This is a genomic window from Brachybacterium netajii (SeqCode) (assembly GCF_054114245.1).
Window position 1 is genome coordinate 24961 of record NZ_JBSYXB010000008.1, and the last position, 14856, is coordinate 39816.

General features: G+C 73.9%; 14 protein-coding genes. 10 read left to right on the forward strand and 4 right to left on the reverse strand.

Features of this window, described 5'->3' with window-relative positions; all coding sequences use genetic code 11:
- Positions 1–172 precede the first annotated feature (172 nt).
- Together ACXET9_RS13270 and ACXET9_RS13275 are read right to left on the reverse strand one after the other, a co-directional pair.
- The gene (locus ACXET9_RS13270) at positions 173–859 is read right to left on the reverse strand and encodes a potassium channel family protein (protein WP_457887122.1); all 687 of its coding nucleotides are present in this window, start codon (positions 857–859) and stop codon (positions 173–175) included.
- 75 nt (positions 860–934) lie between these two features.
- Positions 935–2350 (reverse strand): TrkH family potassium uptake protein, encoded by a 1416-nt coding sequence (locus ACXET9_RS13275; protein ID WP_457887261.1) that lies wholly within the window; start codon positions 2348–2350, stop codon positions 935–937.
- Positions 2351–2512: 162 nt separating this feature from the next.
- Between ACXET9_RS13275 and ACXET9_RS13280 the strand changes: the two genes are divergently transcribed.
- The 4 genes from ACXET9_RS13280 (at position 2513) to ACXET9_RS13295 (ending at position 7665) form a co-directional block, all read left to right on the forward strand.
- Positions 2513–3766 (forward strand): acetoin utilization protein AcuC, encoded by a 1254-nt coding sequence (locus ACXET9_RS13280; protein ID WP_457887123.1) that lies wholly within the window; start codon positions 2513–2515, stop codon positions 3764–3766.
- A 197-nt stretch (positions 3767–3963) separates the two neighbouring features.
- A complete protein-coding gene (locus tag ACXET9_RS13285; RefSeq protein ID WP_457887125.1) occupies positions 3964–5715 on the forward strand; it encodes a dynamin family protein in 1752 nt (583 codons plus the stop codon).
- Positions 5712–7448, forward strand: coding sequence for a GTPase family protein (locus tag ACXET9_RS13290; protein ID WP_457887126.1), 1737 nt, complete (start codon positions 5712–5714; stop codon positions 7446–7448). The genes ACXET9_RS13285 and ACXET9_RS13290 overlap by 4 nt, the downstream gene beginning before the upstream one ends.
- Positions 7449–7566: 118 nt before the next feature.
- Positions 7567–7665 carry a 30S ribosomal protein bS22 gene (locus ACXET9_RS13295; protein ID WP_019174583.1) on the forward strand — a complete coding sequence of 33 codons (99 nt, stop codon included), beginning with the start codon at positions 7567–7569 and terminating at the stop codon, positions 7663–7665.
- Positions 7666–7962: 297 nt separating this feature from the next.
- Here the strand turns inward: ACXET9_RS13295 and ACXET9_RS13300 are convergent, their stop codons facing one another.
- Both ACXET9_RS13300 and ACXET9_RS13305 read right to left on the reverse strand, forming a co-directional pair.
- The gene (locus ACXET9_RS13300; protein WP_457887127.1) at positions 7963–8265 is read right to left on the reverse strand and encodes a glutaredoxin family protein; all 303 of its coding nucleotides are present in this window, start codon (positions 8263–8265) and stop codon (positions 7963–7965) included.
- Between the two features lie 144 nt (positions 8266–8409).
- Entirely contained in the window at positions 8410–8937 is a 528-nt protein-coding gene (locus ACXET9_RS13305; protein ID WP_457887128.1) for a YceI family protein, read from the reverse strand.
- Positions 8938–9099: 162 nt separating this feature from the next.
- Here ACXET9_RS13305 and ACXET9_RS13310 point away from each other — a divergent pair, with 162 nt between their 5' ends.
- From ACXET9_RS13310 to ccsB, 6 genes are read left to right on the forward strand one after another with little or no spacing between them, the layout of a single operon-like run.
- Positions 9100–9675, forward strand: coding sequence for a MarR family winged helix-turn-helix transcriptional regulator (locus ACXET9_RS13310; protein WP_457887129.1), 576 nt, complete (start codon positions 9100–9102; stop codon positions 9673–9675).
- 55 nt (positions 9676–9730) lie between these two features.
- The gene (locus ACXET9_RS13315; RefSeq protein ID WP_457887130.1) at positions 9731–10378 is read left to right on the forward strand and encodes a histidine phosphatase family protein; all 648 of its coding nucleotides are present in this window, start codon (positions 9731–9733) and stop codon (positions 10376–10378) included.
- Positions 10375–10998 (forward strand): TlpA family protein disulfide reductase, encoded by a 624-nt coding sequence (locus ACXET9_RS13320; RefSeq protein ID WP_457887132.1) that lies wholly within the window; start codon positions 10375–10377, stop codon positions 10996–10998. Before ACXET9_RS13315 ends, ACXET9_RS13320 begins: the two co-directional genes overlap by 4 nt.
- On the forward strand, positions 10995–11861 hold the full coding sequence (locus ACXET9_RS13325; RefSeq protein WP_457887133.1) for a cytochrome c biogenesis CcdA family protein: 867 nt from the start codon (positions 10995–10997) through the stop codon (positions 11859–11861). The genes ACXET9_RS13320 and ACXET9_RS13325 overlap by 4 nt, the downstream gene beginning before the upstream one ends.
- Positions 11861–13765 (forward strand): cytochrome c biogenesis protein ResB, encoded by a 1905-nt coding sequence (gene resB / locus ACXET9_RS13330; RefSeq protein ID WP_457887134.1) that lies wholly within the window; start codon positions 11861–11863, stop codon positions 13763–13765. The genes ACXET9_RS13325 and resB overlap by 1 nt, the downstream gene beginning before the upstream one ends.
- The gene (gene ccsB / locus ACXET9_RS13335) at positions 13762–14853 is read left to right on the forward strand and encodes a c-type cytochrome biogenesis protein CcsB (protein WP_457887135.1); all 1092 of its coding nucleotides are present in this window, start codon (positions 13762–13764) and stop codon (positions 14851–14853) included. Before resB ends, ccsB begins: the two co-directional genes overlap by 4 nt.
- Positions 14854–14856: the final 3 nt, after the last annotated feature.

Genomic DNA, 14856 nt, shown 5'->3' on the forward strand with positions numbered 1-14856 from the left:
CGGGGAACGGCAGGGCGACGGCCGATGGACGGCGAGGGACGCGCAGGCCGCACGCCGGTGACCGCTCGGTCACGACTTTATGGCGGATAGTGCCGTCTCCAGTGCTGCAGCCGTCGGAGGTCTCGGCGCCGCGGGCGCCGATGCCCCGCCTCCGATGCCCCCGCCTCCGGCGTCACTTGGGACGCGTGGAGAACCGCTCGATCGCCCCGGTCTCGCCGGCGACGATGACGACGTCATGGGGCTGCACGATGGTCTCCGGCGCCGCATAGGTGAAGTCGCGGCCCGGGGACTTCACGCCGACGACGGTCACGCCGAACAGCTTGCGCACGTCCGACTGCGCGAGGGTCAGGCCGTGGATCTCCTTGGGCGGGCGCATCTTCACGATCGCGAAGTCGTCGTCGAACTCGATGAAGTCCATCAGCCGCCCGTTCACGAGGTGGGCGACGCGGTTGCCGGCGTCGGCCTCGGGGAAGACGACATGGTGGGCGCCGATGCGCCGCAGGATCTTCCCGTGCGCGGCGGAGATCGCCTTCGCCCAGATCACCGGGCCGCCGAGGTCCACGAGGTTCGCGGCCACCAGCACGCTCGCCTCCACCGAGGAGCCGACGCCGACGACGGCGACGGAGAAGTCGCGGGCGCCGATCTCCTCGAGCACCTCCGCCTGCGTGGCGTCGGCCTGGACGACGTGGGTCAGCTTCGGGGCGTACTCCTGGACGAGATCGGCGCGGGCGTCGATCGCCAGCACCTTGGTGCCGAGCTCCTCGAGGGTCAGGGCGAGGGCGGCGCCGAAGCGTCCCAGCCCGATCACGAGCACGCCGTCGCCGTGCTGCCGCTGCCGACCGCCGTTGCTGCGAGCCATGGCTCCTCCTGCGGGGATGGATGGGGAGAGAGGGGAGAGAAGGGAATGAAGGGAGAGAGCGGGTGAGCGCCGGGCTCAGCCGACGATCGGCCGCTCGCGCGGCAGGCGCACCAGGCGCGCGCGGGAATGCAGCGCGAGGGCGGCGCCGACGGTCATGGGGCCGAGTCGCCCGACGTACATGCAGATGATCAGCACGATCTTCGCATCCGTCGGCAGGGCGCCGGTGATGCCGGTGGACAGGCCCACGGTGCCGAAGGCGGAGACCACCTCGAAGAGCGACTGGTCCAGCGAGAAGGGCGTCATCCGCAGCAGCGCGAAGGTGCCCACGAGCACGATCGTCGCCCCCAGCATGAGCACGCCGATGGCCTGGCGGATGGTGTCGTGGGGGATGCGCCGGCCGAATATCTCGACGTCGGGGTCGCCGCGCACCTCCGCCCAGATCGACAGCACGAGCAGCGCGAAGGTGGTCACGCGGATGCCGCCGGCGGTCGAGCCGGAGCCGCCGCCGATGAACATGAGCACGTCGGTGAACAGGCGCCCCTCGGTGGTCAGCTCGCCGACGTCGAGCATCGCGAAGCCTCCCGAGCGGGGCATGACGGCGGTGAACGCGGCGGCCAGCAGCTTGCCGGGGAGGCTCTCGGCGCCGAGGGTCTGCGGGTTCGACCACTCCATCGCGAGGAACCCGACCCAGCCGGCGGCGAGCAGGACCGCGGAGGTCGCCAGCGTGAGCTTCACGTGGACGCTCCAGCGGTGCGGGGTCCGCCACTTCTTGACCAGCACGAGGATCACGGGGAAGCCGAGCGAGCCGATCGCGACGGCGATCGCGATCGGCACCATGAACAGCGGATCCCCGGCGTACTGCTCGATCCCGGCGGCCTCGGGGACGAAGCCCGCGTTGTTGAAGGCGCTGATCGCGTAGAACATGCCGAGGAACAGCGAGCGTCCGGTGCCGTGCTCGGTGGAGATCATGTACGGCGTCATCGTGATGAAGGTGAGCACCTCGAGGGAGGTCGAGGTGATCACGATCGTGCGCAGCACCCCGCCGACCTCGGCGAGGCGCTCGGTGCGGGTCTCGGAGGCGGTGCTCAGGCGCTGGGCGAGGCCCAGGCGGCGCATCACCGACAGGCTCAGCAGCGAGGCCAGGGTCAGCATGCCCATGCCGCCGAGCTTGATCGCGATCATGATGACCAGCAGCCCGAAGGTCGACCAGTGGCGGCCCGTGTCGACCGTCGACAGGCCCGTCACGCAGATCGCCGAGACCGCCGTGAACAGGGCGTCGACGACGGGGGTGCGGGTGCCGTCGGTCGTCGCCGCAGGCAGCTCGAGCAGGAGCGTGAACAGCAGGATCAGGCCCGTGAAGGCCGCCAGGGCCAGACGCACCGGCGTCGGCCGGCGCAGATGCGCGGCGGCTCGGCGCCAGCCGACGGGGCGCTGGCGCGCCGGCGCCCGTCGGATGCGGCGCAGCCCGGAACCGGGTCCGTCGTGGACCATCATCGGCCCGCCTCCTGCCTGCCGTCCCGCTGCGGGCCGAGGACGGCATCCCCGGGGATCGGGGATGCACCGCGCCCGGGAGGGCGCACCCGCTGCGCGCCGGGCAGTCTACGTCGCAGGCGCGTCCCCGGAGCGCCGTCCGCGATGGGTACGCTTCGATCCATGCGTGACGAGGCGAAGGACGCGGCGGACCCGGAGCAGACGGCCGCCGGCTGCGCCGTGGTGTGGGACGACGCCCTCGCGGCCTACGACTTCGGCCCCTACCACCCCATGTCCCCGGTGCGGCTGACGCTCACCCACGAGCTGGCTCGCAGCGCCGGGCTGCTCGGGAGGCCGGGCGTGCGACGGATCGGCGCGCCGGTCGCGACCGACGAGCAGCTGCTGACCGTGCACGAGCCCGAGCTCCTCGCCGCGGTCAGGCGCGCCTCGCATCCCGCGGACCTCGCCCATCCCGACGAGCTGATCGCCTTCGGCATCGGCGGCGACGACGTCCCCGCCTTCGAGGGCATGCACACCGCGGCCGCGCGCATCGCCGGCGGCTCCCTCGCCGCGGTCGACGAGATCCTCTCCGGCCGTGCGCGCCGCGCCGTGAACATCGCCGGCGGCATGCACCATGCGAAGCCGGGCGCTGCCTCCGGCTTCTGCGTCTACAACGATGCCGCGCTCGCGATCCGCCGCGCCCTCGACACGGGCGCGGAGCGGGTGCTGTACGTCGACGTCGACGTCCATCACGGCGACGGCGTCGAGCGGGCGCTGTGGGACGAGCCCCGCGCGATCACGCTGTCGATCCACGAGACGGGGGAGCGGCTGTTCCCCGGCACCGGCTTCATCCAGGACACGGGCGGCTCCGGCGCCCCGGGCAGCGCGATCAACGTGCCGCTGCCGGCCCGCACCGACGCCGCCGGCTGGGTGCGGGCGATCGGGGCCGTGGTCCCCGCGCTCGCGCGCGCGGTCCGGCCGACGCTGCTGGTGACCCAGCACGGCGCCGACACCCACCACGGGGATCCGCTCGCGGACTTCACCGTGACCCTCGAGGCCCAGCGCGCGGTGATGATGATGCTCGCGGAGGTCGCCGACGAGGTCTGCGAGGGCCGCTGGCTCGCCCTCGGAGGCGGCGGCTACTCCGTCATCGACGTGGTCCCGCGCTCCTGGGCGCAGCTGATCGCCGTCGCCAGCGGCGAGAGCGTGGATCCGACGACGCCCCTGCCCGCCGCCTATCTCGAGGCCGCCGCCCGCGCCCGCGCCGACCACGGCCTCTCCCCGGAGCCCGGGATCCTCACCTGGGGCGACGAGCGGCCGCTCGCCGTGCGCGACTGGACCCAGGGCTTCGACCCCGAGGACCCCCTGGACCGCGCGGTCCAGGCCGCCCGCCGCGCCGCCTTCCCCGACTGGGGCCTGGACCCCTTCCTCGACTGACGCCGCCGCCGGCGCCGCCTGCTCCGCCGGCGCCGCCTGCTCCGCCGCGCCGCCTGCTCCGCCGCGCCGCCTGCTCCGCCGCGCCGCCTGCTCCGCCGCGCCGTCGCCCGTCTCCGTCGCCCGTCCCTGCGACAATGGCCGCGATCCCTGCCCGCGACCGTCCCCGGCCGCGGGACCCGGAGCGATCGGGAGGTTCCATGAGCAGCACCGACACCGCGGTCCTCGACGACTTCGCCGAGCACCTGCGCGCCCTCGACCTGCCGCTGCCGGTCGACGGCGCCGAGGAGGCACGCACGGAGGTCGCGGGCGCGCTCACGCAGCTCGGCGATCATGTGATCCCGCGCCTGGAGTCGCTGGACGCGCCGCTGCTGGTCGTCGTCGGCGGCTCCACCGGCGCCGGCAAGTCCACGCTCGTGAACTCGCTCGTCGGCGAGGAGGTCAGCCGCTCCGGCGCGATCCGCCCGACGACCCGCCGCCCGGTGCTCCTGCACCATCCGGCCGACGAGGCCTGGTTCACCGGGCGTCGGATCCTGCCGGGCCTCGCCCGCGTCCGCGGCGGCGACGGGACCGGCGGGGCCGACGGCACGGGCGCCGAAGGGGACCTCGCACCGTCGACGAGCCTCGAGCTGCGCTCCCTCGAGGCGGTCCCGCGGGGCCTCGCCCTGCTGGACGCGCCCGACATCGACTCCGTCGCGATCGGCAACCGCGAGCTCGCCCGGCAGCTGCTGCGCGCGGCCGACCTCTGGCTGTTCGTCACCACCGCGAACCGCTACGCCGACGCCATCCCGTGGGAGGTGCTGCGCACCGCCGCCGCCCGCGACGTGACCGTCGACGTCGTCATGAACCGCATCCCCGACGTGCCCGGCGTCGCCGAGGAGCTCGAGGAGGACCTCCGCGCCATGCTCGCGCGCGAGGGCGTGCCCGCGACCCGTCTGCTGCTCGTGCCCGAGACCGACCTCGGGGAGGACCGGCTGCTGCCGGAGACGGCGATCTCCGCGCTGCGCGAGCATCTGACCGCCCTGGCCTCCGATGCCGAGGGCCGCGGACGCATCGCCCGCCGCACCCTCGCCGGCGCCGTCGGCTCCCTCGCCGGCTCGGCCCGCGGGATCGCCGCCGGGGCGCGGGCCCAGGAGGCCGAGCAGCAGCGGCTGCGGGAGGAGGCGGCCGCCGCCTTCGCCGAGTCCCGGGCGCGGATCGAGGAGGCCGTCGGCGACGGCTCCCTGCTGCGCGGCGAGGTCCTCGCGCGCTGGCAGGACGTCGTCGGCACCGGCGAGTTCCTCCGCGGCGTCGAGACCGTGGTCTCGCGCCTGCGCGACCGCATCGGCATGGCGCTCACCGGCCGCACGGCCCCGGCCGTCGCCGCCGAGGAGGCCCTCGGCACCGGCCTCGTGCATGTCCTCATCGACGAGTCCGCGCGCGGCGCCGAGCGTGCCGAGAGCGCCTGGCGCGCCTCGCCCGCCGGGCGCTCCCTCGTCGAGGGTCGGGACCTCTCCCGCCTGCCCGACGGCTTCGGCGACGAGGCCTCCGCGGCCGTCCGCGCCTGGCAGGGCGATGTGCTCGAGATGGTCCGCTCCGAGGGCGCCGACCGCCGCACCAAGGCCCGCGTGCTGTCCCTCGGCGTCAACGCCGTCGGCGTCGCCCTCATGATCGTCGTGTTCGCCTCGACCGCCTTCATCCCCACAGGCCTCGAGGTCGGGGCCGGCGCCGCGACCGCCGTCGTCGGCCAGAAGCTGCTCGAGACGATCTTCGGCGACGAGGCCGTGCGCCGGATGGCCCGCATCGCCCGGGAGAAGCTCACCGCGCGCCTGGACGCCCTCGTCGACGCGCGGGTCGCCGTCTTCGACGCCCGCCTCGACGAGCTCGGCCTCGGCGGCGGCGCCGACGCCCTCGACGCCGACGCCGCGGCCCTCGAGGACCTCGCCCGCGGCATCCGCGAGGGCGCGGCATGAGCCCCCGGGACGGCGGCGCTCGCCGGGGCCGGGGTCGGGGTCGGCGCCGCGGGGAGGCGGCGGTCCCGCTCGCCGAGCGGATCGCGGCGCTCGAGCGGGCCGTCGGCGCCCTCGACGGCGTCGCCCCGGACGGCGAGGTCGCGGCGGTGCGCGAGACCCTCGGCCGGATCGACCGTCGGCGCGCGCTCTCGGCGGAGCACACCGTCGTCGGCGTCTTCGGCGCGACCGGATCGGGGAAGTCGAGCCTCGTCAACGCGCTCGTCGGCCGCGAGATCTCGCGGGCGGCGGTGCGGCGTCCGACGACGGGCGCACCGGTCGCCGCGGTCCTCGGCGAAGCGGGCAGCGAGGCGCTGCTGGACTGGCTCGGCGTCGAGGACCGGCACCTGCTCGACGGCAGCGGCGCCGTTCTCGAGACCGCCGCGCGCGAGACCGCCGCCCGCGGTGCCGCCGACGAGGGCGCCGGGCTCCCCGGCCTGGTGCTGCTGGACCTCCCGGACTTCGATTCCGTGGAGGCCGACAACCGCGCGATCGTCGAGCGGATGACGGGCATGGTCGACGTGATCGTGTGGGTCACCGATCCGCAGAAGTACGCCGATGCGGTGCTCCACCGCGAGTTCGCGGCGCCCTTCGCGGGGCACGATGCGGTCACCCTCGTAGTCCTCAACCAGCTCGACCGGCTGCGTGCCGACGAGCGGGAGGGCGTGCTCGCCTCCCTCGAGCGGATCATCCGCGCCGACGGGCTCGCCTCCGCCCCCGTGCTGGGGGTCTCCGCACGCACGGGCGAGGGCCTGGACGATCTGCGGGACCGGATCGCGGGGATCGCCCGCGGACGGGAGGCCGTCGCCGCCCGGCAGCGGGCCGACGTCGCCGGCGCCGCGACGCGCCTGCTCGCCGCCGCGGACCCTGCCGGGCTCCCGGGGCGCATCCCCGCGGCCGCCGTCGACGCGCTCGTCGAGGACCTCTCCGTCGCCGCCCGCATCGACCCGGTCGCGACCGCCGTCGGCGCCTCCTACCGGTACCGCGCGCAGGGCCGGGTCGGCTGGCCGCCGGTGCGCTGGCTGCGGAGGCTGCGGCCCGACCCGCTGCGCCGCCTGGGCATCGGCACCGGCCGCGACCGCGCCGAGCTCGAGCGGACCTCGCTGCCGGCCCCCGATGCGGCCGCCCGCGCCCGCGCCTCGGGCGGCGTGCGGCGCCTCGCCGACGCCGCCTCCGCGGGCGGCACCGACCCCTGGCGCGCGGACCTGCGCCGCGCCGCCCGCGCCCGCGAGGACGAGCTGCCCGATGCGCTCGACCGCGCCGTCGCCGAGGCCGATCTGCGCGCGGGGGAGCGCGCCCCGTGGTGGCCGCTGCTGGACGTGCTGCAGTGGATCGCGCTGCTCACCGCGGTCGTCGGGCTCGGCTGGCTCGCCCTGAACGCGGGCCTCGCCTTCCTCGGCATGCCCTCCCTGCCCCTGCCGATGCTCGAGGGGCTGGGGGTGCCGGTCCCGCTGCCGACCGCCCTCATCGTCCTCGGCATCGCGGTCGGGATCCTGCTGGCCACGGCCGGCACCGCGATCGCCGTCGCCGTCGGCGCCGGGCATCGTCGGCGCGCCCGACGGGTGCTGCGCGGGCGCGTGCGCGAGGTCGCGCAGGCGCTCGTCGTCGCCGAGGTCGACGAGCGCCTGGAGGCGGCCTCCGCGGCTGCGAGCGATCTCGCACACGCCGGAGGGGTGAGGCCCAGCTCTCCCGTGTAGAATCGCTGGTCGACCGTGGCGCCGGACCCGCGCACTACCGCTGTGGAGCATCCGCGGGCCGCGCATCTCACTCCGCCGCACCACCAGCAGGCCTCCGGCCTGCAGAACAGAGGCACCCATGGGTTCTGTCGTCAAGAAGCGTCGCAAGCGCATGTCGAAGAAGAAGCACCGCAAGCTGCTTCGCAAGACGCGCCACCAGCGTCGCAACAAGAAGTGAGCTGACGCCCCGACCTGCGGCGCCGTCGGCGGCGCTCGTCAGGGCCGGCTCCCGACCCCCTCGGACCAGATCCGCGGGGGTCGTTCTCTGTCCGCCGCGGGAGGCGCCGGGAGCGTGCAGAGCCGCATGCGCCGGAGCGCGCAGGCCGACGAGCGGACGGACGGGGAACGGACGGGGAGAGGCATGAGGAGACGCGCGCTGCTCGGCCTCCTCCTCGGCGCGGGGCTCGTGCTGCGGACCGTCCTCGTCTCCTGCGAGCGGGTCGAGGGGCCGGCCGCGCCCGCGAGGGAGCGGGAGTCAGCGGCGCAGCAGGCGGCGCCACAGGCTGCGGCGGGAGAGCGCCGAGCGCAGGGCCTCCGTCTCGACCCGGTACTTCGCATGGACGGCGCCGTCGACGATGATCACCGGGACGTCGTAGTCCCAGTCGGCGCGCAGTCGCTCGTCCTCGTCGATGTCGCGCACCTCGACGGTCGTGCCGGCGCGGTCCGCCTCGGCGCGCACGACGGGCAGCGCCTCGTCGCACAGATGGCAGCCCTCGCGGGTGAGGAACAGGACCCGGGCGTCGGGGTCGGTCGGAGCGGGGATGCGCGGAGCGGACATGCTGCGAAGCCTAGTCGTGGGGGAGGTGCGGAGGGGAACGACGACGGGCCGCCCGCCGAACGGCGGACGGCCCGTGGATCGCGCAGCGGTCCCGGGGCCGGGGGCGGCCTCCGGGCCCGGCGCGGAGCTCGGGGGAGAGCGGGATCAGGCGGCGGCGGGCGCCGTGAACTCGGCCTCGATGGCGATCTTGACCTCGTCGGAGACGAGGACGCCGCCGGCCTCGAGGGCCGCGTTCCAGGTCAGGCCGAACTCCTTGCGGGAGATCTTGAGGTCGGCGGTGAAGCCGGCGCGGTAGGTGCCGAAGGGATCGGTGGCGGCGCCCTCGTAGGAGAGGTTCAGGGTGACGGGCTTGGTCACGCCGTGGATGGTGAGGTCGCCGACGAGCTCGTCGCCCTGCACGGAGGTCGACACGAAGGTGATCTCCGGGAAGTTCTCGGCGTCGAAGAAGTCGGCGCTCTTGAGGTGGCCGTCGCGGTCCGGGTTGCCGGTGGAGACGGAGTCGACGCGCAGCGACGCGGCGAAGGAGAGCGCACCGCCCTCGGCGACGGTCAGCGAGCCCTCGACCTCGCCGAAGTGGCCGCGCACCTTGGAGATGCCGGCGTGGCGCACGGTGAAGCCGGCGGAGGTGTGGGAAGCGTCGAGGGTCCAGGTGCCGGGGGTGAGGTCGCTCATGGGGAGACTCCTTCTGGTGCGGGTCGGATCCCGGTCCGCGGGATGCGGTCGGCCTGTGTGCCGTGCCGCGTCGAACCGGTTGTGCTTGAAAGCTAAACTAGAATCCCGGATGATGCAAGAGGGCGCAGAGCCCGGTCATCAGCAAACGTGATGGAGGTCATGATGGCAAGCGATATGACGAAGACGGCCGGCGCGTCGCCGGCGGAGGCGGGGGACGAGCGGGCCTCGACGCCCGAGGAGCTCTGGCTGACCCGGTCCGAGCAGCAGGCGTGGCGGCAGTTCCTCTACGCCACGACCCTGCTCACGGAGAACCTCTCCGCGGCGCTCGAGGCCGATTCGGAGATCGACCTGACGCTCGGCGAGTACGAGATCCTGGTGCGCCTCTCGGAGGCCGACGACGGCTCGATCCGCATGTCGGACCTCGCCGACCAGGTGGTCCACTCGCGCTCGCGCCTCACCCACACGATCACCCGCATGGAGAAGCGCGGGATCGTCGAGCGCGTGCGCTGCGCCTCCGACGGGCGCGGCCGCCAGGCCCAGCTCACCGCGGCCGGCCGCGCCCTGCTGGAGCAGGCCGCGCCCACGCATGTGCGCTCGGTGCGCGACCATCTGCTGGACGTCGTCGGGCACGAGGATCTCCTCGAGCTCGGCCGGATCCTCGCCAAGACCCTGCCCGACGGCGCGCCCACGGGCATCGGATGTCCCTCGGCTCACTCGGCCGACGCGGACTCAGCCTGAGCGGACCTTCGGTTGGTACCGTGAGGCGGCTCAGTCCCCGGAGGAAACGGCACCCATGACGACGACCACCGTCCACCTCGTCCGCCACGGCGAGGTGCACAACCCCGAGCGCATCCTGTACGGACGCCTGCCCGGGTACCGCCTGTCGGAGCGCGGCGAGCAGATGGCCCAGCTCGTCGGCGCCCACCTGGCGGAGGCGGACATCGCCCTCGTGCGCGCCTCCCCGCTGCTGCGCGCCCGGCAGACCGCCGCCCCGATCGCCGCCCCCCACGGGCTCGAGATCGTCCCCGACCAGCGCCTCATCGAGTCCGAGAACCACTTCGAGGGCCAGCGCATGGGGCATGGCGAGGCCCGGTTCACCGATCCGCGCAACTGGCGCTACTTCGTGAACCCGCTGCGCCCGTCCTGGGGCGAGCCCTACCGCGACCAGGTCGCCCGCGTCACCTCCGTCATGCACGAGGTCCGCGCCGAGGCCGAGGGGCGCGAGGCCGTGCTGGTGCTGCACCAGCTGCCCATCTGGCTGACCCGGCGCAGCGCCGAGGGCCGGCCGCTCGTCCACGATCCCCGTCGGCGCCAGTGCGGACTCTGCTCGGTCACGAGCTTCCGCTTCGACGGCCCGCATCTCACCGGCGTCGACTACGCCGAGCCCGCGGCCGCCCTGTACGCGGGCGCGGTCGACGCCACCGGAGGCAAGCTCACATGACCCCGTCCCTCCCGCGCGGCGCCGCCGCGCCCTCCCGCCGCGCGCTCCTCGCCGGTGCCGGCTCCCTCGGCGCCGCGGCCCTGCTGGCCGCCTGCGGGACCGACACCTCGGACCGCTACGCCACCGGCGGGTCCGACGACGACTCCGGCTACGTCTCCGGCGATGGCATCGCCGTCGAGATCGACGCCGCCGACCGCGGCGATGCCGTCGACTTCTCCGGCACCGACTACGACGGCCAGGCCTTCGCCTCCGCCGACGTGCTCGGCGAGGTGCTCGTGCTGAACGTCTGGTACGCGTCCTGCCCGCCCTGCCGGCAGGAGGCCCCGGACCTGCAGGCCATCCACGAGGAGTTCGCCGAGGACGGCGTGGTGATGGTCGGCGTGAACGTCCGCGACGAGGCCGGCCCCGCGCAGGCCTTCGAGGAGAAGTACGGGCTGACCTACCCGTCCCTGCCGGACCTCGACGCGACGATCATGTACGCGCTGCGCGGGCAGGTCTCGCCCAACGCGGTCCCCTCGACCCTGGTCATCGACCACGAGGGCCGCGTCGCCGCCCGCATCTCGGGCGCCGCGGACCCCTCGACCCTGCGCGCCATGATCCAGAAGGTCCTGGCCGAATGATCGTCGCCGACATCGGAGAGGCCTTCCAGGCGACGGCGCTGTCCGGCTCGCTGCTGCTGGCGATCGCGGTCTCGGCCGCCGCCGGCCTGGTCGCCTTCCTGTCCCCGTGCGTCCTGCCCGTCGTGCCCGGCTACCTCGGCTACGTCTCCGGCCTCGCCGGCCAGCGGGCGACCGCGGCTCCGCGGGTCGGCGCCCAGCCCGGGCTCGGGAAGGTCGGCGCCGGAGCCGCCGGACCCGCCGCACGCGGCACCCGCTTCGGCGGCCGCGCCGGGACCGGGCGGATGCTCGCCGGGAGCCTGCTGTTCGTCGCGGGCTTCGCCCTCGTCTTCATGGTCCTGGGCGGCTTCGCCGGCACCCTCGGCTACCTGCTGCAGGCGCACACGGTGTGGATCAACCGCATCGCGGGCGTCGTCGTGATCGTCATGGGCCTGGTGTTCATGGGCGCGATCCCCGGGCTCTCCGGCACGGCGAAGGTCGGGAGCCGTCGGCCCGATGCGGGCCTGATCGGCGCGCCCCTCATGGGCATCGTCTTCGGGCTCAGCTGGACCCCCTGCATCGGGCCGACCTACGCCGCGATCGTCGCGCTCTCCCTCGACGGGGGAGCGGGCGGCGGAGCGGCGATGCGCGGGGCCGTCCTCGCGCTCGCCTACTCCCTGGGACTCGGCATCCCCTTCATCCTGTTCGCCCTGCTGTTCGACAAGGCCCTCGGGCTGAGCCGAGCCATCGCCCGGCATCGCCGGACGATCGGCCTGCTCTCCGGCGCCCTGCTGATCGCCATCGGCGTCCTGCTCCTCACCGGCCAGTGGTCGGTGTGGATGGCCGGGCTGCAGGGCATGATCGCGACCTACGAACCGGTGGTGTGATGGCTCGCAAGAAGAACGCCGACGGCGCGACGACGGCCGACGGCGCGGTGCCCGACGGCCCGACGACCGACGGGCCTGCGTCCGACGGCCCGACGTCCGGCGGCCCGTCGGCCTCGGATCCCGCATCGGAGGGGTGGAGCAGCAAGACCGACAAGGACGGCGTCGTCGTCCCGCCCTCGCTGGGGCTGCGCGGCACGCTGCTGTTCCTCTGGCGCCAGCTGACCAGCATGCAGACCGCGCTGATCCTGCTGATGCTGCTCGCCGTCGCGGCCGTCCCCGGGTCCCTCTACCCGCAGCGCTCGGTCAACTCGACGCTCACGGCGGAGTTCCTCGAGGAGAACGGCACCTACGGCGAGGTCCTCGACAAGCTGGGGATGTTCGACGTCTTCAGCTCGCCGTGGTTCTCGGCGATCTACCTGCTGCTGTTCATCTCGCTGATCGGCTGCATCGTGCCGCGCGTGATGGTGCATCTGCGCCAGCTGCGCGCGAAGCCGCCGCGGACGCCCTCGCGGCTGAGCCGCTTCGTCGGCCATACCCGCGTCGAGCTCCCCGGCGTCGACGCCGACGAGCTCCTCGCGACCGCGCAGAGGACCCTGCGGCGTCGCCGCTACCGCACCGACCGGATCGTCGAGAAGCGCTCCGGCTCGGTCAGCGCCGAGCGCGGCCTGCTGCGCGAGACCGGGAACCTGGTCTTCCACATCGCGCTGCTCGGCGTCCTCGTCTGCGTGGCCGGCGGCCAGCTCACGAGCTATCGCGGCCAGGTCACGATCATCGAGGGCGGCGGCTTCTCGAACTCGCTGACGCAGTACGACTCCTTCGACTCCGGGGTGCTCTTCGACTCCGCCGAGCTCGCCGAGCTGCAGTTCACCCTCGACGACTTCCGCGCCACCTACGACACCTCGCAGACCGACCGCATCGGGACCCCGCTCTCCTTCGAGGCCGACGTGACGGTCACGACCCCGGACCGGGACGCGTTCACCCAGACGCTGCAGGTCAACAAGCCCCTGAACGTCGACGGGACCTCCGTGTTCCTCCTCGGCAACGGCTACGCCCCGGAGATCACGCTGACCGACCCCGAGGGCACCGTCGTCGCCGAGGGCCCGCTCATCACGATCCCCTCCGGCGACACCGGGTACACCTCGCAGCTGGTGCTCAAGGCCCCCGACGCGGAGCCCGAGCAGACCGCCGTCGTCGGCTACTTCCTGCCCACCGGCGTGATCGACGAGAGCGGCCCCCATTCGACCTACCCGGATCTGCTGGACCCGCAGATCGCGGTGACCGTCTACCAGGGCGATCTCGGCCTCGACGACGGCATCCCGCAGAACGCCTACTCGATCGACCTGTCGACCCTGACGCCGCTCACGGCCGACGACTCCGACAGCCCGCTGCTGATCCGCCTCTCCCCGGGGGAGGAGTACGAGCTGCCCGACGGCTCCGTCCTCAGCTTCGACGGCGTCCGTCGCTATGCGGCCTTCGACGTCGCCCACGACCCGTTCGAGCGCTGGGTGCTGGGCTTCGCGCTCGCCGCCGCGCTCGGCCTGATCCTCTCGCTGTTCGTCCCGCGCCGTCGCCTGTGGGTGCGCGCCGCGCCGACGGCCGACGGGAGCGGGACGATCCTCGAGGTCGCCGGTCTCGCCCGCAGCGAGGACCCGTCCCTCGAGGACGACGTCGCGGCCCTCGTCCGCCGCCTCGCGGGCGACGAGGTCGCCCCGGCGGGTCCGACGGCTCCGACGGATGCGCAGGTGTCCACGGCGCAGGAGACCTCGACCACCTCTCTGGATGCCGATCCGTCGGTCCAGGGGGACAATGGCCCCGCCGCGCCCGCGTCCGATGACGCCTCCGCCGGCACCCCCGCATCCCCCACGGATCGCGCGGACGACACCCCTGAAGGGAGCAACCGGTGATCGATCAGCAGCTGGCGGAGGTCTCCAACCTCTCCATCGTGATCGCGATCGTGCTGTACGTGCTGGCACTGATCGGCTTCGCGGCGGACCTCGCCTCGACCTCGCAGCGTCGCAGCGACGAGCGTCTGGCCGAGCAGGATCGCAAGGCCCTGCGCCGGCAGGAGCTCGCCGCCGTCGGCGCGAGCACCGGCACCGCGGGCTCCGCGGGGAGCCTCTCCGCAGACGCTCCGGCCGATGCTCTGCGCGATGCGTCCAGCACGTCCACCGGGGGCGCGTCCTCCGCGGCGGAGTCCTCGATGTCGCCGCAGACCTTCGGGTTCCTGCTAGCCTCCGCGGGCGTGGTCCTGCATGTGGCCGGCGTGGTCATGCGTGCGATCGCCACGCAGCGCGTGCCGTGGGCGAACATGTACGAGTTCGCGACCACGAGCTCCGCGGTCGTCATGCTGGCGTTCCTCGTCTTCGCGATTCGCCGTGCGGACCTGCGGGCGATCGGCACGTTCGTGGTGGGCCCGGTCCTGCTGCTCATGCTGCTCGCGCAGACCTTCTGGATCGTGCCCGCCGCCGAGCTCACCCCGAGCCTGCAGAACTCGCACTGGCTGTACATCCACATCGCCGTCGCGATCCTCGCGACCGCGCTGTCGGTCCTCGGCGCCGTCATCGCCGGGCTCCAGCTGGCCAGCGCGCGCCACGAGAAGGTGCTCGCGCAGCGCATGGCCGCGGGCGAGGAGGACCCGGAGCACTGGGGTCGCATCGGCCACGTCATCGACCGTCTCCCGCATTCGAAGGAGCTCGAGGCGCTGAGCTTCCGCATCCACTCGGTCGCCTTCGTCTGCTGGACCTTCACGCTGATGTTCGGCGCGATCTGGGCGCGCGACGCCTGGGGCCGCTACTGGGGCTGGGACCCCAAGGAGGTGTGGACCTTCATCATCTGGGTGGTCTACGCGGCCTACCTGCATGCCCGCGCGACCGGCGGCTTCCGCGGCTCGCGCGCCGCCTGGCTCGCCCTCGCCGGCTTCCTGTGCGTGGTGTTCAACTACACTATCGTCAACACCGTGATCAACGGCCTGCACTCCTACTCGGGGCTCTGAGCC

Coding starts and splice junctions, on each gene's coding strand:
- ACXET9_RS13305 (WP_457887128.1), bottom strand. CDS start 8,937: ATGAGCGACCTCACCCCCGGCACCTGGACCCTCGACGCTTCCCACACC.
- ACXET9_RS13285 (WP_457887125.1), top strand. CDS start 3,964: ATGAGCAGCACCGACACCGCGGTCCTCGACGACTTCGCCGAGCACCTG.
- ACXET9_RS13290 (WP_457887126.1), top strand. CDS start 5,712: ATGAGCCCCCGGGACGGCGGCGCTCGCCGGGGCCGGGGTCGGGGTCGG.
- ACXET9_RS13320 (WP_457887132.1), top strand. CDS start 10,375: ATGACCCCGTCCCTCCCGCGCGGCGCCGCCGCGCCCTCCCGCCGCGCG.
- ACXET9_RS13310 (WP_457887129.1), top strand. CDS start 9,100: ATGGCAAGCGATATGACGAAGACGGCCGGCGCGTCGCCGGCGGAGGCG.
- ACXET9_RS13275 (WP_457887261.1), bottom strand. CDS start 2,350: ATGGTCCACGACGGACCCGGTTCCGGGCTGCGCCGCATCCGACGGGCG.
- ACXET9_RS13300 (WP_457887127.1), bottom strand. CDS start 8,265: ATGTCCGCTCCGCGCATCCCCGCTCCGACCGACCCCGACGCCCGGGTC.
- ACXET9_RS13295 (WP_019174583.1), top strand. CDS start 7,567: ATGGGTTCTGTCGTCAAGAAGCGTCGCAAGCGCATGTCGAAGAAGAAG.
- ACXET9_RS13280 (WP_457887123.1), top strand. CDS start 2,513: ATGCGTGACGAGGCGAAGGACGCGGCGGACCCGGAGCAGACGGCCGCC.
- resB (WP_457887134.1), top strand. CDS start 11,861: ATGGCTCGCAAGAAGAACGCCGACGGCGCGACGACGGCCGACGGCGCG.
- ACXET9_RS13270 (WP_457887122.1), bottom strand. CDS start 859: ATGGCTCGCAGCAACGGCGGTCGGCAGCGGCAGCACGGCGACGGCGTG.
- ACXET9_RS13315 (WP_457887130.1), top strand. CDS start 9,731: ATGACGACGACCACCGTCCACCTCGTCCGCCACGGCGAGGTGCACAAC.
- ACXET9_RS13325 (WP_457887133.1), top strand. CDS start 10,995: ATGATCGTCGCCGACATCGGAGAGGCCTTCCAGGCGACGGCGCTGTCC.